This is a genomic window from Amnibacterium soli (genome assembly GCF_039544415.1).
Lineage (GTDB): Bacteria > Actinomycetota > Actinomycetes > Actinomycetales > Microbacteriaceae > Amnibacterium > Amnibacterium soli.
On record NZ_BAABLP010000006.1, the window covers coordinates 1 to 23514 of the forward strand.

Here is a 23514-nt window from a genome sequence, read left to right on the forward strand (position 1 = left end):
GGATTTGAACCCGCGTTACCGCCGTGAGAGGGCGACGTCCTAGGCCGCTAAACGATGGGACCGCGTGCTGCGCACCAGCGCAACGGTCGACAAGTATGCCACACCGCCGGGCCCCGATCGAACAGAGGCGGTCAGCGGCGGCGCAGCAGGTCCGCCGCGCGGGCTCGGAAGCGCCGAACGGTGCCGGCGTCCACGACCGCGCGGCGCACCGTCGTGGATCGCAGGAGCGGGGCGGCCGCATCGCGCTCGAGGTCGAGCTGGCCGAGCACGTGGTCCACGGAGGCGAGCACGGAGCCCTGCAGCATCCACAGGTCCGGGCGCTGCCGCGGGTCGAGGTCGAGCAGGGTGAGCTCGGTCAGCACGGCGCGCGCCTCCCGCACCGCGTCGAGCGTGCGCTCGCGGGCCGCGGTGCGCTCGGGTTCCGTGCCGTCGTACTCGGCGCCGACCAGGTCGCCGAACGCGCGCAGCCCGGTCGCGAGGTCGTCCAGCGCGACCGCGAAGGCGCGGCGCAGCTCAGTCGCGGCCGGGTCGTCGTCGCGCTCCCGGTCGGGCGCCTCCTTCGCGAGCACGACGAGCAGCGCCCGCTCGGCCGCGAGCGCGCGGTCGAGCCGGTCGAGCGCCGCCCGCAGCACGGGGTGCACGGTCGCCGTGGTGAGGGCGAGCGGGTTGAGCTTCCGCGTGCGCTCCACGGTCACGACGGCGTCGGAGGCGGCCGCCGTGTCCGACGTCAGGTGGTCGGTCCAGTCCAGCCAGGCCGCGACCTCCTCCGCCTCCGGCGGGCGGGAGCCGAGGGTCGCGGCGATCTCGGCGAGCAGCGCCGCCTGCGAGCGGGCGACGCGGCGCACCGCCTCCCCCGCCTCGGTGTTCGGGATCGTGACGGGCACGAGCAGCGAGAAGAGGATCCCCACGACGGTGCCGATGAGGGTGTTCACGATTCGCACCTCGGCGCCCGTGCCCGGCGACGACGCGGCGAGGATGAGCATCGCGCTGATCGGCGTCTCGAGGGACTGCTCCCCCAGGCGCAGCACCTTCGCGAGCACCAGCGACGCGGCGATGACCAGGGCGAGGCTCCACCACGACAGCCCGATCCACGTCGTGACCCCGACGGCCACGAGTACGCCGGTCAGCACCGCGCCGACGCGGACGAGCCCCATGACCAGCGTGCCGACGGTCGACGCCTGCACCACGAGCAGCGCCGTGAGCGGTGCGGTCAGGTCGTGGATGCCGGGCGACACCGCGTTGGCGACCAGGTACGCGACGACCGCGGCGACGGTCAGCCGCGAGATCTGCGTGCCGGCGGGTCGCAGCCTGGCCGGCACCTCCGACCAGGACGACGGCAGCGCCGGCCAGATCCAGTCGAGCACGCGTCGGCCCCGGAGCCGCGCCCGCAGGCGCCGCCCCTCGCTCCGCTGCGTCGTCGACCGAGCCGTCAGGCGCCCCCTCCCCGGATCCGGACGCGGCCCCCGCGCAGCGCACGCTCGGCGCGGCGGTGGTTGGCTCTCGCCATGCGCATCACCAAGCTCGAGCATGCCGCGCTGATCCTGGAGGAGGCGGGGCGTCGCCTCGTCGTCGATCCCGGCGGCCTCACCAACCCGATCCTCGGCCTGCAGGACGTCGACGCCGTCGTCATCACCCACGAGCACGCCGACCACTGGACCGGCGACCAGCTGCAGCGGATCCTCAGCTCCTCCCCGAAGGCCGTGGTGCTGGCGCCGTCCGGCGTCGCCCGCGCGGCGGAGGGGCTCGACGTCCGCGTCGTCGCGCCGGGCGAGACCGTCGAGGTCGGCCCGTGGAAGCTGCGCTTCTTCGGCGGCAACCACGCGGTCATCCACCCGACGCTGCCCGTCGTCGAGAACGTCGGCGTGCTGGTCGACGACCGCTTCTACTACCCGGGCGACTCCTTCTACATCCCGCTCGGCGTGCAGGTGGACGTGCTCGCCGCGCCCGCCGGCGCTCCGTGGCTGAAGATCAGCGAGGCGATGGACTTCGTGAGCATGGTCGCGCCCAAGCGCGCGTTCGGCACCCACGACGGCGTGCTGTCCGCCGCGGGGCAGGGCATCGTGCACGACCGCCTCAAGGCGGTCACGGAGGCCGCCGGCGGCGAGTACTTCGCGCTGAAGGCGGGCGACGTCCTGCAGGCCTGATCGCTCGGGCCCGGGACCTCCGGATCCGGGCCCCGCTCAGGACTGCTCGGCCAGCAGGCGGGTGACGATCGGCGCCGCAGGGTCCCGCCGCAGCGCCTCGAGCGAGCCGCGCTGCACCACGCGGCCCGCGTCGAGCACGACCACCTCGTCCGCGAGCGCCTCGGCGTCGCGGACGTCGTGCGTCACGAGCAGCGCGGAGCCCGCGAAGCCGACGAGCTGCGCGCGCACCGCGTCGCGCAGGGCGGGCCGCAGCTCCGCGTCGATCGCGGCGAGCGGCTCGTCGAGCAGCACGAGCGCGGGCTCCCGCGCGAGCGTACGGACGAGGGCGACCCGCGCCGCCTGACCGCCCGACAGCGCCGACGGCCGACGATCTGCGAACGCGGCGAGACCCGCTTCGGCGAGCAGGGCGTCGGCCCGCTCCCGCGCCGCCCTCCCCCGCATCCCGCGCGTGCGCAGCCCGAACGCGACGTTCGCGCGCACGTCGAGGTGCGGGAACAGCGCCGCCTGCTGCTGCACGACACCGACGGGCCTCCGCTCGGGCGGCACGGAGGCGCGCGCCGCCACGTCCTCCAGCACGGCGCCGTCGAGCACGACGCGACCGGCGTCCAGCGGCACGAGGCCCGCGACCGCCGCGACGGCCGTCGTCTTCCCCGCGCCGTTGCGGCCCATCAGCGCGACGACGGACCCGGGCGCCACGGCGAGCGCGGCGTCGAGCGCGAAGGCGCCCCGGTCGACGCGCAGCACCGCCTCCAGCGCCCCGCTCACCGCGCGAGCCCCTGCAGCCAGCGGTCGCGCAGCGCGACGAGCACGACCAGCGCGATCACCATCAGCACGACGGAGATCGCGATCGCCGCGTCCGGATCGCTGTTCAGTGCGAGGTAGGCGGCGACCGGGAGGGTCTGGGTCACCCCGGGGAGGCTGCCGGCGAAGGTCACCGTCGCGCCGAACTCGCCGATCGCACGGGCGAAGGCCAGCACGGCGCCCGCCGCGACACCCGGTGCGGCGAGCGGCAGCACGACCCGCGTGAAGCGGGTCCACGGTCCCGCGCCGAGCGTCGTCGCGGCGATCACGAACCGCCGGTCGACCCCCCGTAGCGCTCCCTCCACGCCGAGCACGAGGAACGGCAGCCCTACGAACGTCTGCGCGACGACCACGGCCGCCGTGGTGAACGGGATCTGCACCCCGAACGCCTGGAACAGCGGACCGCCGAGCAGGCCGACGCGGCCGAGCAGGAGCAGCAGCGCGACACCGCCGACGACGGGCGGCAGGACGAGCGGCGTGGTGACGAGCGCGCGCACGAGACGGCGCAGCGGCGCGGGCCAGGCGTCCGCGCCGGCGAGCACGACGGCGAGCGGCACCCCGAGCAGCACGCAGCACCCGGTCGACGCCGCAGCCGTGCCGAGGGACAGGCCGAGCGCCGGCAGCACCGTGCCGGCGAGCAGCGCGGGCAGCTGCGCCCACGGCGCGCGGACCAGCAGGGCGACGAGCGGTCCGACGAGCAGCAGGAACGCGATCGCGGCCGGGACCAGCACGGCGCGCGGGATGCGGGCCAGCGGGTCCCGCCTACTGCGGGGCAAGGAACCCGGCCGACCGCAGCTCGCGCTCGTGCGCCCGCACCCAGGCGACCCACGCCGCTGCGAGCGCCGCGTGCTCCGAGCCCTTCAGCGCGGCGATCGGGTAGTCGGTGATCGCCTGCTCCGCCTCCGGGAACGGGATCCCCTCGACCTTCGCGCCGGCCGCCCGCACATCGGTGACGTACACGAGGCCGGCGTCGGCGTCGTTCCCCGCCACCTTCGTGAGGACGCTCGTCACGTCGGGCTCGTAGCTGTCGGGCTTCGCCGTGACCCCTGCGAGCGCGAAGACCTGCTGCGCGGCGGCCCCGCACGGCACGGTCCTGTCGCAGACGACGATCGTCCTCCCGGCGTCGGCGAAGTCGCGGAGGCCGCTCACCTTTCCCGGGTTGCCCGGCGGCACCGCGATCTCGAGCCGGTTCCGCGCGATGACGACCGGAGCGCCCGCGGTCAGGTCGGCGGTCTGCACCGTGCGCATCGTCGTGGTGCTCGCCGCCGCGAAGACGTCGACCGGCGCACCCGAGACGATGGAGGCGGCGAGCGCCGAGCTGCCGCCGAAGTTGAAGGTCACCGTCGCCCCGGGGTGCCGCCGCTCGAACGACCGCGCCAGCGCGGGGAATACCTTGTCGAGGCTCGCCGCCGCGTCGACGGTGATGGCGCCCATGAGCCCGGACGAGGCGGAAGGGGTCGCGGCCGGTGCGCCCTGCGCGCACCCCGCGAGCGCTCCGGTCACGAGCACGGCCGCAGCGACCGCGAGCGGCAGGCGCCGCCTCATCGGGCGTCCCGCCGCAGGTCGGCGTGCTCGATCACCACGGTCGTCGCCTTCACCGAGGCGGTCGCGATCGCGCCGGGCTCGAGCCGCAGCTCGTCCGCCGCCTCGCGGCTCATCAGCGACACGAAGCGGAAGGGCCCGGCCTGCAGCTCGACCTGCGCCATCACGGTGTCCCGGACCACGCGGGTGACGATGCCCGTCACGCGGTTCCGCGCGGAGGAGGTGCCCTCCGCCGGCAGCAGGCGGGCGAGCGGCGACTCGGCGGCGATCTGCGCGGCGAGCGAGGCGAGCTCGGCGCCGTCGACGGTCGCCGGTCCGCGGCCGCGGTCCACGTCGATGCGACCGGCGTCGGCCCAGCGGCGCAGGGTGTCGTCGCTCACCCCGAGCAGGGCGGCCGCGTCCGCGAGCCTGATCCGATCGACCACGAACGCCTCCTCCACCGCATCCGCGGTACTGCTGCAGCTTATCGACCGCATCCGCGGCTCTCCGTCGCCGGTGGTTGGATCGGTCGGTGCCCGATCCGCGTTTCGCCAGGCAGGCCCTCCTCCCCGGGTTCGGGGCGCCGGGACAGCAGCGGCTGGAGGACGCCAGGGTCGCCGTGGTCGGCGCCGGCGGCCTCGGCTGCGCGGTCCTGCCGGTCCTTGCCGCGTCGGGCGTGGGCGAGGTGGTCGTGGTCGACGACGACGTCGTCGAGATCACGAACCTCCACCGGCAGACGCTCTACGGCCCCGGCGACGTCGGGTCCTCCAAGGCGGAGGTCGCTGCCGCGAGGCTGACCGCCCTCGGCGGCCGCGCGACAGCGGTCGTGCGGCGGATCACGGCGGCGGACGCGGGCGACCTCGTCGTCGGCGCGACCCTCGTCGTCGACGCCACGGACGACCTCGACGCGCGGTACGCGCTCGACGACGCGACCGAGGCGGCCGGGATCCCGCTGGTGTGGGGGTCCGCGATCGGGTTCACCGGCCAGGTCGGCGTCTCCTCCCCCGACGGCCCGCGCTGGCGCGACCTGTTCCCGGTGCGGCCCGCGGCGGACTCGGTCGCGACGTGCGAGATGGTCGGCGTGCTGCCCAGCCTCTGCACCACGGTCGGCGGAGCGATGGCCACGGAGGCGCTCAAGCTGCTCACGGGCGCCGGACGGCCGCTCGTGGGCCGGGTGCTCGTGTTCGACGCAGCAGCGGCGACCGTCCGAGCGATCGCGTACGGTGCAGCCGACGACCACCCCGCCGACCAGGATCAGGTGAAGATGCCGGACATCGAGGAGATCTCGCCCAGCGAGACCGAGCAGCTGCTGCAGTCGGGTGCCGACGTCACCCTGCTCGACGTGCGGGAGCCGTGGGAGGCGGAGATCGCGGCCCTGCCCGGCGCCGTGCTGATCCCCCTGGGCGAGCTGCCCGACCGCGTCGGCGAGCTCGACCCCGGCCGCGAGGTCGTCGCCTACTGCCACGGCGGGGTCCGCAGCCTCCGCGCTGCGGGCGTGCTGCAGGCCGCCGGTCTCCGCGTCCGCTCCATGGCGGGCGGCATCGACGGCTGGAGCCGCACCGTCGACCCCGACGTCCCGCGGTACTGAGCCGTGGCTCGCCGCCGGACCGTCGACGAGCACGCGGCGCGCATCGCCGCGCTCGTCGGCCCGACGCTCGCCCGCCGCGAGAGCGAGCAGGTCCCGCTCGCGGCGGCGCTCGGCCGGGTCGCCTCCGAGCCGGTCGTGACGAGCGGGCCGCTGCCCCCGTTCCGCAACGCGCAGATGGACGGCTACGCGGCCCGCGCGGACGACGTGCGCCGTGCGCCGGTCGTGCTGCCGGTCGACGGTGTCGTGCCGGCGGCGGCGTCGGAGGGGACCGTGCTGCAGCCGGGGCACCTGCTCAAGGTGATGACCGGCGCACCGGTGCCGGACGGCGCGGACTGCATCGTGCCCGTGGAGCAGACGGCGGAGGAGGACGGCGGCGTCCGCGTGCTGCGCACCGTCGAGCGCGGCGCGTTCGTCCGCGACGCGGGCAGCGACGCGCTGCCCGGCACCGTCGTCGTCCCGGCCCACACCCGCCTCGCACCGCGGCACCTCGCGGCCGCCGCGGCAGCGGGCGTCGCCGAGGTCGCGGTGCGCCGCCGACCGCGCGTCGCCGTGCTGGCCACCGGCGCGGAGGTCGTGCCACCCGGTGCCCCGCTCGCGCTCGGGCAGATCCACGACGTGAACGGCGTCGCGCTGTCGTCGCTCGCGGTGGAGGCGGGAGCGGAGGCGGTGCTCGTCGACCTCACGCCCGACGACCCGGCGGCGTTCGAGCAGGCGCTGCAGCGCGCCGTCGCCGTCGCGGACCTCGTGGTCACGGCGGGCGGCGTCTCGAAGGGCGACTTCGAGGTCGTCCGCCAGGTGCTCGAGCCGCTCGGCGCCGACGTCACCGAGATCGCGATGCAGCCCGGCGGCCCGCAGGGCACCGCCTCCGTGCGCGGCGTGCCGGTCGTCTGCCTGCCCGGCAACCCCGTCTCCGCGGCGGTGTCGTTCACCGTCTTCCTCCGCCCGCTGCTGCGCGCGGCCGTCGGTCTGCCGCCGGTCCTGCCGCAGTCGATGCCGCTGGCGGCGGCGCTGCACTCGCCGAAGGGCAAGCGCCAGTGGCTGCGGGGCGTCGTGAAGGACGGCACCGTGCACCCGGTCGGCGGACCCGGCTCGCACCTGATCGTCGCGATGGCCGGCGCGGACGCGCTCATCGACGTGCCCGAGGAGGTCGACTTCGTCGCCACCGGCGACACCGTCTCCGTCCTGCCTCTCTGACTCGGGCGGGGAGAATGGCCGCATGGCCGGCTCTCTGACGCACCTCGACGCCGAGGGGCGCGCCCGCATGATCGACGTCGGTGCGAAACCGGAGACCCGGCGGGAGGCGCTTGCCCGCGGGCGGATGGTGACGACGGCCGAGGTCGTGCGCCTGCTGCAGGCCGACGGGCTGCCGAAGGCGGACGCCCTCGCGACCGCGCGGATCGCGGGCATCGCGGGCGCCAAGCGCACGAGCGACCTGGTGCCGCTGTGCCACCCGCTGCCGATCGACGCGGTCACGGTCGACCTCCGCCCCGACGGGCACTCGGTCGTGATCGAGGCGCGGGTGTCGACGACGGGACGCACCGGCGTGGAGATGGAGGCGCTGACCGCGGTGACCATCGCCGGGCTGACGCTGCACGACATGGTGAAGGCGGTCGATCCGGCCGCCACGTTGACCGACGTGCAGCTGATCGAGAAGACCGGCGGCAAGCACGGTCGCTGGACCCGCGACCAGGTGCGCGCGGAGCCGGAGGCGGTGCGGACGGGAGGCGGGCGGGTCCTCGTCGTCTCCACGGGCGCCGCGGCGGGCACCCGCACGGACACGACCGGGTCGCGCATCGCCTCCTGGCTCCGCGAGCAGGGCCTCGAGACCCCCGAGCCGATGGTCGTCGCCGACGCGGACGTGGCGGCAGGCCTCCGCGCCGTGCTGCTCGACGGCCCCGACGTGCTCATCACCACCGGCGGCACCGGGCCCAGCCCCACCGACCGGACGCCCGAGGCGACGGCCGCGGTGCTCGATCGCCCGTTCCCCGGCATCGCGGAGGCGCTGCGCGTGCGGGCGGGCACGCCGACCGCGGCCCTCGGCCGCGGCGTCGCGGGCCTCGCGAACGGCACGGTCGTCGTCAACCTCCCCGGCTCGACCGGCGGCGTCGACGACGGGCTGACCGTGCTCGCGGACCTGCTGCCGCACCTCCGCCACCAGGTCCGCGGCGAGGCGGACCACGAGCACGGCGCCCACCAGTCGACGCCGCACCCCGCCTCATGAGCGTCGCGATCGCCGTCGTCACCGACGCGCCCATCGACGCCGACGAGGTCGAGGCCGCGGTGCTCACCCGGGCGGACGGCGCCCTCGTGACGTTCCGCGGGGTCATCCGCGACCACGACTCCGGGCACGCCGTGACCCGGCTCGAGTACTCCGCGCATCCGGACGCCGAGGCGTTCCTTCTTGCCGCCTGCGAGCGCGTGGCCGCGTCGACGGGACTCGTCGTCGGTGCCGTGCACCGCATCGGCCCACTGGGCATCGGCGACGTCGCGCTCGTCGCCGCCGTCGCGGCGCCGCACCGCGCGGAGGCGTTCGCCGCCTGCAGCGAGCTGGTCGACGTGATCAAGGCCGGGGTGCCGATCTGGAAGCGCCAGCACTCCCCCGACGGCACCACGGAGTGGGTCGGGCTGTAGTCCATGGTCTTCGATCCACGAGCGGATCGAAGCCTGTGCTGCTTCCTCGGCCGTGGACCGGCCTCGGGCGCGCAGCCTCGCGTCGTGCAGGAGGATCAGCGGCCGCAGCTCCTGCAGCAGGAGAAGGAGTCAGCCGCCGGCGAAGGGCGGGAGGACGTCGACCGCCGCCCGGAGGGGGCGGGCGGGGTCGCGGGTGACCGTGCCGTCGACGAGCAGCGAGCCCGCGTCGAGCACGCGCTGCATCGCCGGGCCGTAGCGGTCGGCGAGCCAGGTGCGCAGCGCACCGGCGGTCGCCTCGACGGTGACCTGCTCCTCGTCGCGGCCCGCCACCTCCGCCGCAGCCGCGAAGTAGCGCACCAGCACCGTCGCCTCAGCCACCGATGGCCCCCATCGATCGGATCGGCCGCTGGAACGACGCGCGGTCCATCCCGTGCCCGGCCTGCTTGCCCCACATCGCCGCGCGCCACAGGTCCGCGATCGCCTCGTCGTCCGCGCCGCCGCGCAGCAGCGGTGCGAGCGGGGTCTCCTCGTCGCCGAACAGGCACGACGCCACGGCGCCCTCGGCGGTCAGCCGGGTGCGGTCGCACTCGCGGCAGAACGAGCGGGTGACGGAGGCGATGATCCCGACGGTCGCGTCGGTGCCGACGACGCGCCACAGCTCCGCGGGCGCCGAGGGGTCGTCTCGGCCGATCGGCTCGAGCTCGAACCGCGTGCCGAGCGCCGCGAGCAGCTCCTCGGCGTCGATCAGCGCCTCCCGCGACCACACGCCGTCGGCGTCGAGCGGCATCTGCTCGATGAAGCGCAGGTGCACGCCCGCGTCGACGGACCAGGCGAGCAGGTCCGCGGCGCCGTCGAGCGTCTCGCGCATCAGCACGGCGTTCACCTTCACGGGGTCGAGCCCCGCCTCGCGCGCCGCGGCGATGCCGGCGAGCACCGCGGGCAGGCGGTCACGGCGGGTCAGGCGCGCGAAGTGCTCGCGGTCGACCGTGTCGAGCGAGATGTTCACGCGGCTGAGCCCTGCTGCGATCAGCGCGGGCAGCCGCTTGTCGAGGCCGATGCCGTTCGTGGTGAGCGCCATGGGCAGCCCGGGCGCCGCGGCCTGCGTGGCAGCGAGGATCTCCGCGAGATCGTGCCGCATCAGCGGCTCGCCGCCGGTGAACCGCACCTCGTGGACGCCGAGGTCGCGCGCGGCGATGCCGACGAGGCGCCCGATCTCGGCGGGCGTCAGCAGCGCGTGCCGCGGGATGGCGGGCAGCCCCTCCTCCGGCATGCAGTAGGTGCAGCGGAGGGAGCACTTCTCGGTGACCGAGACCCGCAGGTCGTGCGCGGTGCGGCCGTACCGGTCCAGCAGCCCCGCCACGGCCGGGCGGTCGCTCGTGTCCGGCGCCGCGGGAACGGCCCGGGGGATGCCGATGTTCACCGCGGTCACCGGTCCAATCTCGCACAACGCGGAGGGGCGTCCGCGTGGAAGCATGGTGCCGACAGGAAGGACACCGCTCATGGCGATCTTCTCCCCCGGCTTCCGAGGCCGCCGGCGCGACACCAACCCGGCGCTGCCGCCCGGTCAGTACGAGGAGCACGGCTTCCCGGTGCTGACCGCGGGCCCGACCCAGCGCGTCAAGACGGCCGACTGGTCGTTCACGCTGACCACCGAGTCCGGGGCGACGAAGTCCTGGTCCTGGGACGAGCTGATGGCGCTCGGCCCCGAGACGATCGCCACGGACATCCACTGCGTGACGAGCTGGTCGAAGTTCGGCACCTCCTGGCGCGGCGTCTCGGTCGACAAGCTGCTCGACGGCGTCGACACGTCGGCCGGCTTCGTGATGGCCGGCAGCTACGGCGGCTACACGACGAACCTGCCGATGGCGGACCTCGCCGGCGGCAAGGCCTGGATCGCGTTCGAGTTCGACGGCAAGCCGCTCGCGCCCGAGCACGGCGGCCCCGCCCGCCTGCTCGTGCCGCACCTGTACTTCTGGAAGAGCGCGAAGTGGGTGAACTCCCTCACGCTGATGGAGCGCGACAAGGCCGGGTTCTGGGAGAGCCTCGGCTACAGCATGCACGGGGACCCGTGGCTGGAGGAGCGCTATTCCTGACCCGAACCGCTGGGTGACGGCGACGGTCGTCGGCGAGCAGCGCGAGACCCCGACCGCCCGCAGCCTGCGGCTCTCCGCGACGGACCTCCGCCCGCCGCTCGCCGGGCAGCACATCGACGTCCGCCTGACGGCGGAGGACGGCTACACCGCGCAGCGCTCCTACTCGCTGTCGTCGGCGGCGGGCGCGGACCCGCTCGAGGTGACCGTCGAGCGGTTCGACGACGGCGAGGTCTCGCCGTACCTCGTCGACGGCATCGAGGTCGGCGACGCACTGGAGGTGCGGGGCCCCATCGGCGGCTGGCTGGTGTGGCGGCCGGAGTCGGGCGACCGACCGGTGCAGCTGATCGCCGGCGGCTCGGGCGTCGCGCCCCTGATGTCCATGCTGCGCACGCGGGAGGCGACCCGGTCGGCGACCCCGTTCCGCCTGCTCTACGGCGCGACCGACCCGGACCGCGTCTACTACCGGGACGAGCTGGCGCGGATCGCCGCCGACGGCGTGCAGGTCGACCTCCGCTACTCCCGCCGCGTGCCGAACGGCAGCGACCTGGTCCCCGGCCGCATCGGCCGGGCCGAGCTGGAGGCGTCGACCCTGCCGCCGGCGGACGAGCCGTCGATCTTCGTCTGCGGGCCGACGGGATTCGTGGAGGCCGTGTCCGACGGACTCCTCGCGATCGGGCACGCGGAGGAGCGCATCCGGACGGAGCGGTTCGGCCCGACCCGCTGAGAACTCCCTGAACTGGGGGTCCCCGCGATCCGTGCAGCTGCGCGTGTCCGGCCCGCGATCCGCCTGGTCGCCCCTCACTCTGGGGGCCGATCCCGCGGCTGGGACTGTGCTTATGGTCGCGCCGTCCACATCGCTCTGGGGGAACGACATGCGACCCGTCCACTCGTCCACGCGCCGAGGCGCGCACCGCCGCCGGATCAGAGCCGTGCTCGCAGCGCTGTCGCTCGGGGCCGTCGTCGCGGCGGGCGCCGTCGCGGTCGCACCGGCCGACGCCGCGCCGTCGGCACCCGCCGTGAAGGTCGTCGCCGGGAACCGCGCCATCACCGCGGCCTGGTCCGCGGTGTCCGGCGCGACGACGTACACGGTGCGGCTGTCGAAGAAGCGGTCGCTCAGCCACGCGCGCGTGATCACGACGACCAGCCGCACGGTCAAGCTCGGGAAGCTGAAGAACGGCACGCAATACTTCGTCGACGTCACCGCGGACGGGCCGCGGAGCGTCCGCAGCGCCGTCGTGAAGTCGGCCGCCGCGAGCGGCGTGCCCTTCGCCACGAAGAAGGTCACCGTCTCCGCCGGGCCGGCCGCGAACCAGGTGAAGGTCTCCTGGAGCGGCGGGGGCCGCGCGCTGAAGGTCGCGGTCGTCGCGGGCTCCAACGTGACGACCGACGTCCGCTCGTTCCACTCCGCCTGGTACCCGGCCACCACGCGCTCGATCGTGCTCACCGTGCCGGCGAAGTACCGCTCCACCCTCGGCGCGGGCAGCGGCAACCCCGTGTTCGTCAAGGTCGTGCAGTCGAACAGCTCCTCCGCGTCGTTCGGCCCGTCCTACTCGTACGCGCGCAAGTACCGGCCGTCGCCGGCCGGCTCGTGGGCGTTCGCGAAGGCCGTCGTCGCCTCCGCACTCGTCACGAGGCTGCGGGTCGCCGAGCTGAACGTCCAGAGCGTGGGCGCCACCGCCGGGTACTCGACGACGAACCGCTGGGCCGCGCGCGCGCAGCGGGCCGCCGACTACATCGACGAGGCCCACCCGGACCTGCTGATGACGGCGGAGCTGGCGACCAACAAGCTCGGCAGCTGCCGGAACCACCCGTACCTCGGCCAGCCCTACGCCTGCCGGAACACGACGCAGGTCGCCGACCTCGCGAAGCGCCTCACGCACCTGAAGGTCGCCGACGTCGACGCCTACGACCGGGTGCTCGACCAGATGAACTCGTCGAAGACGTGGAACGGCAACGTGACGAACGGCTCGCACGTGTTCTACGACCCGGCGAAGCTCACAGTGCTCGACTGGGGCTACATCTCCCCCGGGCTCGCGCCGGGGGTGCACTTCGGCAAAGTCACCGGCCTCGGCGTGCCGGGCTGGACGAACCCGGCCATCAAGGGCGACCGCTGGTTCACCTGGGCCAAGCTGCGGACGAACAGCAGCGGCCGTGAGTTCTTCGCGGTCGCCGGGCACCTGCCCGTCGGCAACGCCGCCGCGGTCGTCAAGGTGCGGTACGCGGAGAGCAAGCTGCTCGTCACCGTGCTCGACCGGCTGGCCGGGAACCTGCCGATGGTGCTCGGCGCCGACATGAACGGCGATGCGACCAGGGACCCGAAGCCGGCGCAGGTCTCCTTCATCGCGGACGGCTGGTTCGACGCGGCCGCGGTGCCGGCGAAGAAGCTCCGCTCGAACATGAAGGTCAGCACGGCCAACGGCTCCGGGAAGCAGATCGGCGCGAAGGACCCGGGCTACGGCTCGAAGCCCGTCCGCCACCCCTACGAGACCAGCCGCATCGACTACATCCTGCTGCGCAACAGCCCCCACACCTTCGGCTACGCGAACGTGCTGCACCTGCACCGGAACGGGACGTTCATCAAGTCCCTGCAGGGCACGGACCACAACATGCAGCTCGCCACGATCGGCATCGGCGACCCGGTCGGCTGATCCGGAGCGGTGGCAGGAGGGGGTCCGGACGAGCGTCCGGGCCCCCTCCTGCCGTCGCGTCGGGCTCCGCTCCCCCTCGCTCTGGGGGCCGGACGGATCTCCTCGGCGCTCGGCGTGGCGCCTAGCCTGGCGGTTCGCATCCGCTCTGGGGGGAACGTCTTGCGCTCGACCGCTCCGACCGCGCTGCCGCGCGCGTCCGCTCACCGCCTGCACCGCAGGCTCCGCACCGCGCTGACCGCGGTCGTCCTCGGCGCCGTCGCCGTCGGCGGCGCGGCCGTCGCGCCGGCGGAGGCCGCCACGGTCGCGCCGAAGGTGAAGCTCGTCGCCGGCGACGGCGCGATCACCGCGGCCTGGTCGGGCGTGCCCGGCGCGAAGACGTACAGCGTGCGCATCTCGACGAAGCGCTCCCTCAGCCACGCGCGCGTCCTGACGACGTCGAAGCGGGCGCTCAAGATCACGAAGCTCAGGAACGGGTCGGCCTACTACGTCGGCGTGACCGCCAACCGGCCCGTCGTCACGCCCGCCGCCGTGCGCAGCTCGGTCGTCAGCGCCAAGGCGTCGAAGGGGGTGCCCTACCCGGTCTCCTCCGTGTCGGTGGCGTCCGGCCCCGGCGTGAACCAGGTGACCGTGTCCTGGACGGGCGGCGGCCGCGCGCTCAAGGTCGGCGTGCTCGCCGGCTCCGACGTGACGACGGTGCAGCGCACCTTCCACTCGGCCTGGTACCCGGCGACCACCCGCTCGATCACCGTCGACGTGCCCGCGGCCTACCGGCAGTACATCGGCGCGGGCACCGGCAACCCGGTCTGGGTCAAGGTCGTCCAGTCGAACGGCTCGTCGACCGCCTTCGGCACGGGCTACGACTACGCCCGCAAGTACCGGCCGTCGCCGATCGGCACGTGGGCCTTCGCGAAGCAGGACGTGCCCGCCGCCGCCGTCGACCGGTTGACCGTCGCGGAGCTCAACACGCAGAGCGTCGGCGCGACGAAGTCCTACAGCCGGACGAACCAGTGGGACCAGCGCGTCGACCGCCTCGCGAAGCTGATCGACACGACCTCACCGCATCCCGACGTGCTGATGACCGCGGAGCTCGCGACGAACGTCACGGACGACTGCCGCAACACGTGGAAGCAGCCGTACCTCTGCGCCTCCCACACCCAGGTCGCCGACCTCGCGAAGCGGCTCGACGGCCTGAAGCTCGCCGACACGGACACCTACGCCCGCGCGCTCGACCGCATGGACGTGCCGGCCTGGGACGGCAAGGTCACGAACGGCGCCCACGTCTTCTACGACCCGGCGAAGCTGTCGCTGCTCGACCACGGCTACTACGCGCCGGCGATGAGCCCCTCCGACCGCTCCGTGCCGGGCGTCGAGGGCCTCGGCGTCTCGCCGTGGGACCAGAACGGCGCCGTCGGCGCCGACCGGTGGATCACCTGGGCGAAGCTGCAGGTGAAGACGAGCGGACGCCAGTTCTACGCGGTCGCCGCCCACTTCCCCGTCGGCGACGCGACCTCGGTCGTGAACGCCCGCGCGGAGGAGGTCACGAGGCTCCTCGCCGCGATCGACCGCCGCGCAGGCGGGACGCCCGTCGTCTTCGGCGGCGACCTGAACTCCGACGCGACGCGCAGCCCGAAGGCCGTGCAGCCGGCCTTCATCGCGGACGGCTGGTCCGACGCGGCCGCGGTCGCGAAGAAGTCGCTCCGCACCGGCATGAAGGTCAGCACCGCGAACAGCTCGGGCCCGCAGGACGGCGCCGACTCGGGCTACGGCTCGCGCCCGAACCTGCACCCGTACGAGACGAGCCGGATCGACTACATCCTGCTGAAGAACTCGCCGTACACGTTCCAGTACGCCAACGTGCTGCGCCTGAACGGCGACGGCTCCTTCGACAAGTCGGTGCAGGGCACGGACCACAACATGCAGCTGGCGACGATCGGCATCGGCGACCCCCGCTGATCCGCAGACCGACGCCCGGTCCGCAGGCCCTCGTGGACCCGCGGACCGGGCGCCGCCGCATCAGTCCTCGGACGTCGCCGACGCCATCCCGACGCGGATCGTGTCCATCACGGTGGTGTCCGCGAGCGTGGTGACGTCACCGACCGCGCGGTCCTCCGCGACGTCGCGCAGCAGGCGGCGCATGATCTTGCCGGAGCGCGTCTTCGGCAGCTCGGCGACCACCAGGATCTGGCGGGGCCGCGCGATCTTGCCGATCTGCTTCGCGACCCAGTCGCGCAGCTCCCGCGCGATCTCGGGTCCGCCGTCGCCGGCCTCGCCACGCAGGATCACGAAGGCGACCACGGCCTGGCCGGTGGTCTCGTCGGTGGCGCCCACCACGGCCGCCTCCGCCACCTTCGGGTTCGCGACGAGCGCGGACTCGATCTCGGTGGTGGACAGCCGGTGGCCGGCGACGTTCATCACGTCGTCGACGCGGCCGAGCAGCCACAGGTCGCCGTCCGCGTCCTTCTTGGCACCGTCGCCCGCGAAGTACTTGCCGGGGAAGCGCGACCAGTACGTCTCGCGGTAGCGCTCGTCGTCGCCCCAGATCCCCCGCAGCATGCTCGGCCACGGCTCGGTGAGCACCAGGTAGCCGCCGGAGCCGTCGGGCACCGGGTTCCCCGCGTCGTCCACGACGTCGGCTCCGATGCCGGGCAGCGCCCGCATGGCCGCACCCGGCTTGCCCGCGGTGACGCCCGGCAGCGGGCTGATCATCAGCGACCCGGTCTCGGTCTGCCACCAGGTGTCGACCACGGGGGTGCGCCCGCCGCCGATGTGCTCGCGGTACCAGACGTAGGCCTCCGGGTTGATCGGCTCCCCCACGGAGCCGATCAGCCGCAGCGACGACAGGTCGTACTTCGCCGGGATCTCCGCGCCCCACTTCATGAAGGTGCGGATCGCGGTAGGCGCGCAGTAGAGGATCGACACCTTGTAGCGCTCGACGATCTCCCACCAGCGACCGCGGTGCGGCGCGTCGGGCGCGCCCTCGTAGATCACGGAGGTGGTGGCGTTCGCGAGCGGGCCGTAGACGACGTAGCTGTGGCCCGTGACCCACCCGATGTCGGCGGCGGTCCAGTAGACGTCGGTCTCGGGCTTGAGGTCGAAGACCTCCCACTGCGACCAGGCGGCGCCGAGCAGGTAGCCGGCGGAGGTGTGCAGGATGCCCTTCGGCTTGCCGGTGGTGCCCGAGGTGTACATCACGTACAGCGGGTGCTCCGCGTCGAACGCCTGCGCCTCGTGCGTGCGCTCGGCGGCGTCGACGGTGTCGTGCCACCAGAGGTCGCGACCCTCGGTCATCGTCACGGCCGAGCCGGTGCGGCGCACGACGACCGTGCTCCGCACGTCGGGGCACTGCTCCAGGGCCTCGTCGACGACGGACTTCAGCGGGACCTCGGCGCCCTTGCGCCACCCGCCGTCGGCCGTGAGCACGACGCGGGCGTCGCAGTCGAGGATGCGGGTCGCGAGCGCGTCGGCGGAGAAGCCGCCGAACACGACCGTGTGCGGAGCCCCGATGCGCGCGCACGCGAGCATCGCTACGACCGTCTCGGGGACCATCGGCATGTAGATCGCGACCCGGTCGCCGGCGCGCACGCCGAGACCCTCGAGCACGTTCGCCGCCTGGCAGACCCGCTCGGTGAGCTCGCGGTAGGTGATCGAGCTGCGCTCCCCCTCCGGCTCGCCCTCGAAGTAGTAGGCGACGCGATCGCCCAGGCCCGCCTCCACGTGCCGGTCGAGGCAGTTCACCGCGACGTTGAGCTTCCCGCCGACGAACCACTTCGCGAAGGGCGCGTCCGACCAGTCGAGCACCTGCTCGAACGGCTCGGCCCAGGTCAGCCGGCGCGCGCGCTCGCCCCAGAACGCGACGCGGTCTGCATCCGCCTCCGCGTAGATGGAGGCGTCGACGTTCGCCTGCGCGGCGAACTCCGCGCTGGGCGGGAACGTGCGGTCCTCGGAGGCGAGGTTGGCCAGTGCGGAGGTCACGGTGTCGGTCACTGCGGCGGCGTCCTTCCGGGCGGCATCCACGGCGCCCGGAGCGAATCTACGCGTGCCGACGGCTCCGCGTCTCCGGCCCCCTTCCGCCTCGGAACGGCGGAGCCGACGACGCGAGGGGCGTCGGGGTGGCCGGCGACGGTGCGCCACCGGCCGCACGACGTGGACCGCACGATCGGCCAGGACCTCCGGAACACCCCGTCCCGGAACAACGTTGTTCCTGATGGCACCGCGAAAGCTGCGATGCCGGGACCGCTCGAGGAGGACGGGATGAAGGGTGATCGGGTCGAGGTCGTCGTCGATGTCGGCGACGGGACGAAGACGTACGAGGTGGCGGCGACGCGAGCGGGGCGCCGCGTCGACGTGCGGACCGGGCGGGGCCTGGTCGAGGTGGTGGAGGTGACCCGCGGCGGCACGCCGGTGCGCACGGCGCGCTTCATGGCGCAGCGCGTGGTCGCGATGGTGGAGCACCCGGCGTCGCCGGACGCCGGCTCGGAGGAGGTCGTGACGCTGCGTCGCGCGGCCTGACCCTCAGCTCGCCGCCGCGGCCGTCGTCCCGGCGGGCCGGCAACGCGGCAGGCCCGCTGCTCCGGAAGGAGGCGGGCCTGGGTGCGCTACTGCTGGGGTACCTGGACTCGAACCAAGAACAACTGAACCAGAATCAGCCGTGTTGCCAATTACACCATACCCCAAGGCGGTTCCCAGGAAGGGAACTCGCGGGCGACCCTCTTGGAGGGCCGGTCGAAGAGTCTAGCGGACGTCTGGAGTGCTCGCCTCCTCCGGCGCGCGGGCGCTCCCCCGCACCCGCCCGCTACCGCGCGGTCGGCGCGCGAGGCGCCTTCGGCGGACGGTGCAGGACGGTGCCCGTCAGCCCCGCGACGCGCCGGACCACCGCGGGCCGCAGCGCGAGCACCAGGGCGGCGGTGAGCACCAGGGACGCCACGAACACCGCGACGCCCGCCCAGCTCTGGTCGTCGCGCACCGCGTACATGTGGTTCAGGTTCCGGACCGCGCCGGTCGCCAGCACGAGGAACACGTGCACGGCGGTGAAGGCGACGAAGAACCACATGGTCCACCAGTGGATCGTCTTCACCGTGCGCAGGGGGAAGACGCGGTCGAGGAACCGGAGGCGGGCGGCGAACCCCGGTGCGGCGCGCAGACCGGTGAGCAGCGCGACCGGCCCGGCGATGTAGACGACGGCGAAGTAGCTCAGCTGCTGCAGAGCGTTGTAGTCGATCCACCCGTTCTCGGTGGGCCAGGCGAGGGACGCGTACTGCAGCGCAGCGGAGGCGGCCTGCGGCACCACGGCCCAGTCGGTGGGCACGATGCGCACCCAGTGGCCGCTCACCGCCGCGAGCACGACGAACAGCGCGCCGTTCAGCGCCCACAGCGTGTCCGCCACGAAGTGCGACCAGAGGTCGATCGCGATCCGCACTGGCGGGTTCGCGGTGCGGATGCGGCCGTCGTTGCGGCGGGTCCAGAACGTCGAGGGCCGCCCGGCGCGGTGGATCCGCCAGCCGGAGCGCACCGTGAACAGGAGGAAGAGCGCGTTGAGCCCGTGCTGCCAGGCGGTCCAGGCCGCGAAGCCGGGTCGGGTGCCGACCGGCTGCGGCGCGGCGCCGGACCAGGCGACGACGAACGCCTCCCCCGCCGCCGAGAACCGCAGCAGCCGGGCGACGACCACGACGAGGACGACCAGCACGACGGCGCTGGCGACGAGCCACGGCAGCCGCCGGCGGCCGGTCGCGGCCGGGGCCGCCCCTGCGCTCACGCCGAGGTGGCCAGCGTGCGGCGCAGCGTCCGGATCCGCGCGAGCGTCTCCTCCCGCCCGAGGATCGCCAGGGACTCGAACAGCGGCGGGGACACGCGGCGTCCGCTCGTCGCGACGCGGACCGGGCCGAAGGCGACGCGCGGCTTGAGGCCGAGCGAGTCGATCAGCGCGCCCTCGAGGGCCTGCTTCACGCTCGCGACGTCCCACTCCGCGCCGTCGACGGCCTCGAGGGCGGTCTCCGCCGCCTCGAGCACCTCGACCGCGTTCTTCGGCAGGCCCGACACCGCCCCGTCGTCGTACGAGACGCGGTCCGCCGTGGTGAAGAACGAGCCGAGCAGGTCGGGCGCCTGGCCGAGCAGCTGCATCCGCTCCTGGACCAGCGGCGTCAGCTGCCGCAGCAGCGCGAGCTGCTTCGCCGACGGCTCCGTCGGCAGCACGTCCTGCGCCTGCAGGTACGGCACCATGCGCGCTGTCAGGTCGTCGGGGTCGAGCAGCCGGATGTGGTCGCCGTTGATCGACTCGGCCTTCTTCAGGTCGAAGCGCGCGGGGTTCGGGTTGACGGCGGTCACGTCGAAGGCGGCCGTCATCTCCTCGCGCGAGAACACGTCGCGGTCGGGACCGATGGACCAGCCGAGCAGCGCGAGGTAGTTCAGCAGGCCCTCGGGGATGAACCCGCGGTCGCGGTGCAGGAACAGGTTCGACTCGGGGTCGCGCTTCGACAGCTTGCGGTTGCCCTCGCCCAGCACGAGCGGCAGGTGGCCGAAGCGGGGCACGTACCCGGTGATCCCGATGTCGATCAGCGCGTGGTACAGCGCGATTTGCCGCGGGGTGGAGGGCAGCAGGTCCTCGCCGCGCAGCACGTGCGTGATGCGCATCAGCGCGTCGTCGACGGGGTTGGTCAGCGTGTACAGCGGCTGACCGCCCGGGCGCACGAGCACGAAGTCGGGGAACGACCCGGCCGGGAAGGTGATGGGACCGCGCACGAGGTCGTCGAAGGACAGGTCCTCGTCGGGCACGCGGAGGCGCAGGGCGGGCTCGCGGCCCTCGGCGCGGTAGCGCTCCCGCTCCGCCTCCGGCAGGTCGCGCTCCCAGTTGCCGTAGCCGAGCTGCACGGCGCGGCCCTCGGCCCGGTTGCGCGCCTCGATCTCCTCGCCGGTCAGGAACGACTCGTACAGGTGGCCGGACGCGGTGAGGCGCGCGATGACGTCCTGGTAGACCGCGCTGCGCTGCGACTGGCGGTACGGGCCGTCGGGACCGCCGACGTCGATCCCCTCGTCCCAGTCGATGCCGAGCCACCGCAGCGCCTCGAGGATCTGGGCGTAGGACTGCTCGTTGTCCCGGGCGGCGTCGGTGTCCTCGATGCGGAACACGAAGGTGCCGCCGGTGTGCCGGGCCTGCGCCCAGTTGAAGAGGGCGGTGCGGACCAGGCCGACGTGCGGCAGTCCGGTGGGCGACGGGCAGAAGCGCACGCGGACGTCGGAGCCCGTGGCGTTCGTGAACGGATGGGCTGTCGACATGGCGATCGAGGAGTCTACCGAGGGCGGCCGACCGCGGGCAGGCGCGCCGCCGCCGGATCGCGCGGGTCAGGCCAGCACGACCGCGAAGGACACGACCGCGATGAGGGCCCAGGCGCCCAGCCCCGCGGCGGCCGTCGCGAGCCCGGTGCCCGCGAGGCGGCGGAAGCGGATGCCGCTGCCGAGGCCGAACAGGGCCATGCCGAGCAGGATCGTCTGCAGCAGCTGGGCGACGTCGAGCACGGGCTGCGGGATCGGGACGGCGCTGCGCAGCAGCACGGCGACGACGAACCCGGCGACGAACAGGGGCAGGATCGGCGCGCGGGTCCCCTCCTCCGCGCCCCGCAGCCGCAGCACGAGGCCGGCGCCGGCGACGAGCGGCGCCAGCAGCAGCACGCGCAGCAGCTTCACGACGATCGCGACGGCGAGCCCCGCCGCGCCCCACTGCTGCGCGGTGGCCACGACCTGGCCGACGTCGTGCACGCTCGCGCCGGTCCAGCGGCCGAACTGGTCGGTCGTCAGGTGCAGCGCGGTCGCGACGAGCGGCACCACGACGATCGCGAGCGTGCCGCACAGGGTCACGAGCGCGACGGGGCGCGACTGCTCCTCCGGCTCGCTGCGGGTGACCGCCGCCATCGCACCCACGGCGGAGGCGCCGCAGATCGAGAACCCGGCGGCGAGCAGCAGCGGCTCGCGCCCGGGGAGGCGCGCGGCGCGCGCGATCCCGTACGTGCCGGCGAAGGCGATCGCGGTCACGCCGAGGACGGCGAGCACGGTCGGCCAGCCGAGCCGCACCACGTCCGCGAGCGACAGCTGCAGCCCGAGCAGCACCACGCCGATGCGCAGGCAGCGCCGCGCAGCCGTCGCGATCCCCGGCCGCAGCGGCCCGTCGAGCAGCCGCACCGCCGCGGGCACCTGTCCCGCGATCACGCCGAGCACGACGCACACCGTCAGCTGGGGCACCCCCGGCAGCAGGAGGTGGACCAGGAAGCCCGCGGCGACCGCGAGCAGCGAGACCGCGAGGCCCGGGATCACCCGCGGTTGCGGACGGGGTTGACGAGCCGGCCGATGGTGCCGATCTCGACCTCCACGCGCTGCCCGTCCTCGATCTCGAGCCGCCCGAGGGGGCTGCCCGTCAGGATCAGGTCGCCCGGCAGCAGGGTCCACACGTCCGAGACGCGCGCGATGATCTCGGGGATCGACAGGATCAGGTCGCGGGTGTGGCCGGAGGAGCGCTCCTCGCCGTCGACGACGGTCCGGATCGGCACGCCGCGCGGGTCCAGGTCCGTCTCGATGAAGGGGCCGATCGGGCAGAAGGTGTCGTAGCCCTTGGCGCGGGCCCACTGGCCGTCGTCGAGCATCTGGTCGATCGCGGTCACGTCGTTCGCGATCGTGTAGCCGAAGACGACGTCGTCCGCGTCCTCCTCCCGCACCCGCTTCGCGACGGAGCCGATCACGATGGCCAGCTCGCCCTCGTGGAGCACCCGGCCCGGCACCGGCGGCAGCTGGATCGCGTCGCCGGGGCCGACGACGGACGTGTTCGGCTTGAGGAAGATGACCGGATCGGTCTTCGACCCGGCGGGCAGCAGCGCCTCGACGCCCGGGTAGTTCAGGCCGATGCCGACGACCTTCGAGCGCGGGATCACCGGGGCGAGCAGCTTCGCCTCCGCGAGCGGGACCCGCTCCCCCGTCGTCTCGAAGCCCTGGAACATCGGGTCGCCGGCGACGACGACCAGGTCCTCGTCGTCCACGATCCCGAACTGCGGGTCGCTGCCCCCTGAGGTGAACCGTGCGATCTTCACCCGCCGAGCCTACCGACGGGCGTCTCCCCGCCGCCGGGGTGCCGCCGGCGCCGTCCACTCCCGACCGGACGGCGCCCGGCGCTCCGATCCGGAGCGCACGAACAGCCTGATCGGAGCAGAATCAGCGCATGCCCGAGATGCCGGAGGTCCACGCCCTCGCCGACGACCTCGCCGACCGGCTCGCCGGTCGCACGATCGCCCGGTTCGAGATCGCGACCTTCTCGGCGCTCAAGACCTTCGACCCGCCCGCGACGGACGTGGTCGGGCACGAGGTCCAGGACGTGACCCACCACGGCAAGTTCCTCGACCTCGACCTCGGCGACCTCCACCTCGTGATGCACCTCGCGAAGGCGGGCTGGATCCGCTGGTACGACGTGCTGCCGACCGCGCGGAACCGCACGATCGCCGCGCGGGTCGGGCTCGACGACGGCCCCGGCATCTCCGTGACGGAGGCGGGGACGAAGAAGTCGCTCGCGATCTGGGTGGTCCGCGACCCCCTCGACGTCCCTCGCCTGGCGACCCTCGGGCCGGACCCGCTGTCGGACGCGTTCACGGAGGAGCGCTTCGCCGAGGTCCTCGCGGCCGCCGGCCGTGCGCAGATCAAGGGCGTGCTGCGCGACCAGGCGCGCATCGCCGGGATCGGCAACGCCTACTCCGACGAGATCCTGCACGCGGCGAAGATGTCGCCGTTCAAACCGGCCGCGATGCCGGAGGAGGACGTGCACCACCTCTATGAGGCGACGCGCTCCGTGCTCGCCGACGCGATCCGCCGGTCCGAGGGCCTACACATGGCCGACCTGAAGGGCGAGAAGAAGGCGGGCATGCGCGTGCACGGCCGCACCGGCGAGGCGTGCCCGGTCTGCGGCGACACGATCCGCCAGGTGCGGTTCGCCGACAACTCGCTGCAGTACTGCCCGACCTGCCAGACGGGCGGCAAGCCGCTCGCGGACCGCGCCCTGAGCCGCCTCGGCATCACCACCTGACCCCGCTCGCGCGTCGTGGCAAGCGCTGCGGCGGCAC

At 74.0% G+C, this 23514-nt stretch carries 23 protein-coding genes and 1 tRNA gene; 11 read left to right on the plus strand and 13 right to left on the minus strand.

Annotated features, from left to right (window positions below):
• Positions 1-131: 131 nt before the first annotated feature.
• Positions 132-1364 carry an FUSC family protein gene (locus ABEA53_RS13190; protein WP_345481707.1) on the minus strand — a complete coding sequence of 411 codons (1233 nt, stop codon included), beginning with the start codon at positions 1362-1364 and terminating at the stop codon, positions 132-134.
• 141 nt (positions 1365-1505) lie between these two features.
• On the opposite strand from ABEA53_RS13190, the gene ABEA53_RS13195 reads away from it, so the two are divergent.
• Positions 1506-2144, plus strand: coding sequence for an MBL fold metallo-hydrolase (locus tag ABEA53_RS13195; protein ID WP_345481708.1), 639 nt, complete (start codon positions 1506-1508; stop codon positions 2142-2144).
• 36 nt (positions 2145-2180) lie between these two features.
• Here the strand turns inward: ABEA53_RS13195 and ABEA53_RS13200 are convergent, their stop codons facing one another.
• Genes ABEA53_RS13200 through ABEA53_RS13215 form a run of 4 tightly spaced genes read right to left on the minus strand, consistent with a single transcriptional unit; the run spans position 2181 to position 4912 of the window.
• Positions 2181-2909: an ABC transporter ATP-binding protein gene (locus tag ABEA53_RS13200; protein WP_345481709.1), complete on the minus strand. Its 729-nt coding sequence runs from the start codon at positions 2907-2909 to the stop codon at positions 2181-2183.
• Positions 2906-3721, minus strand: a complete 816-nt coding sequence (gene modB / locus ABEA53_RS13205) for a molybdate ABC transporter permease subunit (RefSeq protein WP_345481710.1) — start codon at positions 3719-3721, stop codon at positions 2906-2908. The genes ABEA53_RS13200 and modB overlap by 4 nt, the downstream gene beginning before the upstream one ends.
• Complete coding sequence (gene modA / locus ABEA53_RS13210; RefSeq protein ID WP_345481711.1) at positions 3708-4490, minus strand: molybdate ABC transporter substrate-binding protein; 783 nt, start codon at positions 4488-4490, stop codon at positions 3708-3710. Before modA ends, modB begins: the two co-directional genes overlap by 14 nt.
• Positions 4487-4912, minus strand: coding sequence for a TOBE domain-containing protein (locus ABEA53_RS13215; RefSeq protein ID WP_345481712.1), 426 nt, complete (start codon positions 4910-4912; stop codon positions 4487-4489). Before ABEA53_RS13215 ends, modA begins: the two co-directional genes overlap by 4 nt.
• A gap of 86 nt (positions 4913-4998) precedes the next feature.
• On the opposite strand from ABEA53_RS13215, the gene ABEA53_RS13220 reads away from it, so the two are divergent.
• The 4 genes from ABEA53_RS13220 to ABEA53_RS13235 are packed head-to-tail and all read left to right on the plus strand — an operon-like array spanning position 4999 to position 8685.
• Positions 4999-6054 carry a ThiF family adenylyltransferase gene (locus ABEA53_RS13220; RefSeq protein ID WP_345481714.1) on the plus strand — a complete coding sequence of 352 codons (1056 nt, stop codon included), beginning with the start codon at positions 4999-5001 and terminating at the stop codon, positions 6052-6054.
• A gap of 3 nt (positions 6055-6057) precedes the next feature.
• On the plus strand, positions 6058-7248 hold the full coding sequence (locus tag ABEA53_RS13225; RefSeq protein ID WP_345481715.1) for a molybdopterin molybdotransferase MoeA: 1191 nt from the start codon (positions 6058-6060) through the stop codon (positions 7246-7248).
• A gap of 22 nt (positions 7249-7270) precedes the next feature.
• Entirely contained in the window at positions 7271-8275 is a 1005-nt protein-coding gene (gene moaCB, locus ABEA53_RS13230) for a bifunctional molybdenum cofactor biosynthesis protein MoaC/MoaB (protein ID WP_345481716.1), read from the plus strand.
• The gene (locus ABEA53_RS13235; RefSeq protein WP_345481717.1) at positions 8272-8685 is read left to right on the plus strand and encodes a molybdenum cofactor biosynthesis protein MoaE; all 414 of its coding nucleotides are present in this window, start codon (positions 8272-8274) and stop codon (positions 8683-8685) included. Before moaCB ends, ABEA53_RS13235 begins: the two co-directional genes overlap by 4 nt.
• Before the next feature lie 129 nt (positions 8686-8814).
• On the opposite strand, the gene ABEA53_RS13240 is transcribed toward ABEA53_RS13235, so the two are convergent.
• Both ABEA53_RS13240 and moaA read right to left on the minus strand, forming a co-directional pair.
• Positions 8815-9063 carry a MoaD/ThiS family protein gene (locus ABEA53_RS13240; RefSeq protein ID WP_345481718.1) on the minus strand — a complete coding sequence of 83 codons (249 nt, stop codon included), beginning with the start codon at positions 9061-9063 and terminating at the stop codon, positions 8815-8817.
• A complete protein-coding gene (gene moaA, locus ABEA53_RS13245) occupies positions 9056-10114 on the minus strand; it encodes a GTP 3',8-cyclase MoaA (protein ID WP_345481719.1) in 1059 nt (352 codons plus the stop codon). Before moaA ends, ABEA53_RS13240 begins: the two co-directional genes overlap by 8 nt.
• Positions 10115-10184: 70 nt before the next feature.
• On the opposite strand from moaA, the gene ABEA53_RS13250 reads away from it, so the two are divergent.
• The 4 genes from ABEA53_RS13250 (at position 10185) to ABEA53_RS13265 (ending at position 15379) form a co-directional block, all read left to right on the plus strand.
• Entirely contained in the window at positions 10185-10778 is a 594-nt protein-coding gene (locus tag ABEA53_RS13250; RefSeq protein ID WP_345481720.1) for a sulfite oxidase-like oxidoreductase, read from the plus strand.
• A gap of 13 nt (positions 10779-10791) precedes the next feature.
• Positions 10792-11502: a ferredoxin reductase gene (locus tag ABEA53_RS13255; RefSeq protein ID WP_345481721.1), complete on the plus strand. Its 711-nt coding sequence runs from the start codon at positions 10792-10794 to the stop codon at positions 11500-11502.
• A gap of 205 nt (positions 11503-11707) precedes the next feature.
• Positions 11708-13426 (plus strand): exonuclease/endonuclease/phosphatase family protein, encoded by a 1719-nt coding sequence (locus ABEA53_RS13260; RefSeq protein ID WP_345481722.1) that lies wholly within the window; start codon positions 11708-11710, stop codon positions 13424-13426.
• Positions 13427-13585: 159 nt separating this feature from the next.
• Entirely contained in the window at positions 13586-15379 is a 1794-nt protein-coding gene (locus ABEA53_RS13265; RefSeq protein ID WP_345481723.1) for an exonuclease/endonuclease/phosphatase family protein, read from the plus strand.
• 60 nt (positions 15380-15439) lie between these two features.
• On the opposite strand, the gene acs is transcribed toward ABEA53_RS13265, so the two are convergent.
• Positions 15440-17410, minus strand: a complete 1971-nt coding sequence (gene acs, locus ABEA53_RS13270; RefSeq protein ID WP_345481724.1) for an acetate--CoA ligase — start codon at positions 17408-17410, stop codon at positions 15440-15442.
• Between the two features lie 267 nt (positions 17411-17677).
• Between acs and ABEA53_RS13275 the strand changes: the two genes are divergently transcribed.
• The gene (locus tag ABEA53_RS13275; RefSeq protein ID WP_345481725.1) at positions 17678-17935 is read left to right on the plus strand and encodes a hypothetical protein; all 258 of its coding nucleotides are present in this window, start codon (positions 17678-17680) and stop codon (positions 17933-17935) included.
• A gap of 92 nt (positions 17936-18027) precedes the next feature.
• On the opposite strand, the gene ABEA53_RS13280 is transcribed toward ABEA53_RS13275, so the two are convergent.
• From ABEA53_RS13280 to ABEA53_RS13300, 5 genes are all read right to left on the minus strand, one after another.
• Positions 18028-18099, minus strand: a tRNA-Gln gene (locus ABEA53_RS13280).
• A gap of 119 nt (positions 18100-18218) precedes the next feature.
• The gene (locus ABEA53_RS13285) at positions 18219-19178 is read right to left on the minus strand and encodes a cytochrome b/b6 domain-containing protein (protein WP_345481726.1); all 960 of its coding nucleotides are present in this window, start codon (positions 19176-19178) and stop codon (positions 18219-18221) included.
• The gene (gene gltX / locus ABEA53_RS13290; RefSeq protein WP_345481727.1) at positions 19175-20695 is read right to left on the minus strand and encodes a glutamate--tRNA ligase; all 1521 of its coding nucleotides are present in this window, start codon (positions 20693-20695) and stop codon (positions 19175-19177) included. Before gltX ends, ABEA53_RS13285 begins: the two co-directional genes overlap by 4 nt.
• Before the next feature lie 66 nt (positions 20696-20761).
• Positions 20762-21727 (minus strand): YeiH family protein, encoded by a 966-nt coding sequence (locus tag ABEA53_RS13295; protein ID WP_345481728.1) that lies wholly within the window; start codon positions 21725-21727, stop codon positions 20762-20764.
• Positions 21724-22494: a fumarylacetoacetate hydrolase family protein gene (locus ABEA53_RS13300; protein WP_345481729.1), complete on the minus strand. Its 771-nt coding sequence runs from the start codon at positions 22492-22494 to the stop codon at positions 21724-21726. The genes ABEA53_RS13295 and ABEA53_RS13300 overlap by 4 nt, the downstream gene beginning before the upstream one ends.
• Positions 22495-22622: 128 nt before the next feature.
• Here ABEA53_RS13300 and ABEA53_RS13305 point away from each other — a divergent pair, with 128 nt between their 5' ends.
• Entirely contained in the window at positions 22623-23477 is an 855-nt protein-coding gene (locus tag ABEA53_RS13305) for a DNA-formamidopyrimidine glycosylase family protein (RefSeq protein WP_345481730.1), read from the plus strand.
• Positions 23478-23514: the final 37 nt, after the last annotated feature.

Bases quoted from the DNA above. Each gene is read 5' to 3' on its own strand.
- modA (WP_345481711.1), bottom strand. From the start codon at position 4,490: ATGAGGCGGCGCCTGCCGCTCGCGGTCGCTGCGGCCGTGCTCGTGACC.
- ABEA53_RS13275 (WP_345481725.1), top strand. From the start codon at position 17,678: ATGAAGGGTGATCGGGTCGAGGTCGTCGTCGATGTCGGCGACGGGACG.
- ABEA53_RS13195 (WP_345481708.1), top strand. From the start codon at position 1,506: ATGCGCATCACCAAGCTCGAGCATGCCGCGCTGATCCTGGAGGAGGCG.
- ABEA53_RS13250 (WP_345481720.1), top strand. From the start codon at position 10,185: ATGGCGATCTTCTCCCCCGGCTTCCGAGGCCGCCGGCGCGACACCAAC.
- ABEA53_RS13305 (WP_345481730.1), top strand. From the start codon at position 22,623: ATGCCCGAGATGCCGGAGGTCCACGCCCTCGCCGACGACCTCGCCGAC.
- gltX (WP_345481727.1), bottom strand. From the start codon at position 20,695: ATGTCGACAGCCCATCCGTTCACGAACGCCACGGGCTCCGACGTCCGC.
- ABEA53_RS13235 (WP_345481717.1), top strand. From the start codon at position 8,272: ATGAGCGTCGCGATCGCCGTCGTCACCGACGCGCCCATCGACGCCGAC.
- moaCB (WP_345481716.1), top strand. From the start codon at position 7,271: ATGGCCGGCTCTCTGACGCACCTCGACGCCGAGGGGCGCGCCCGCATG.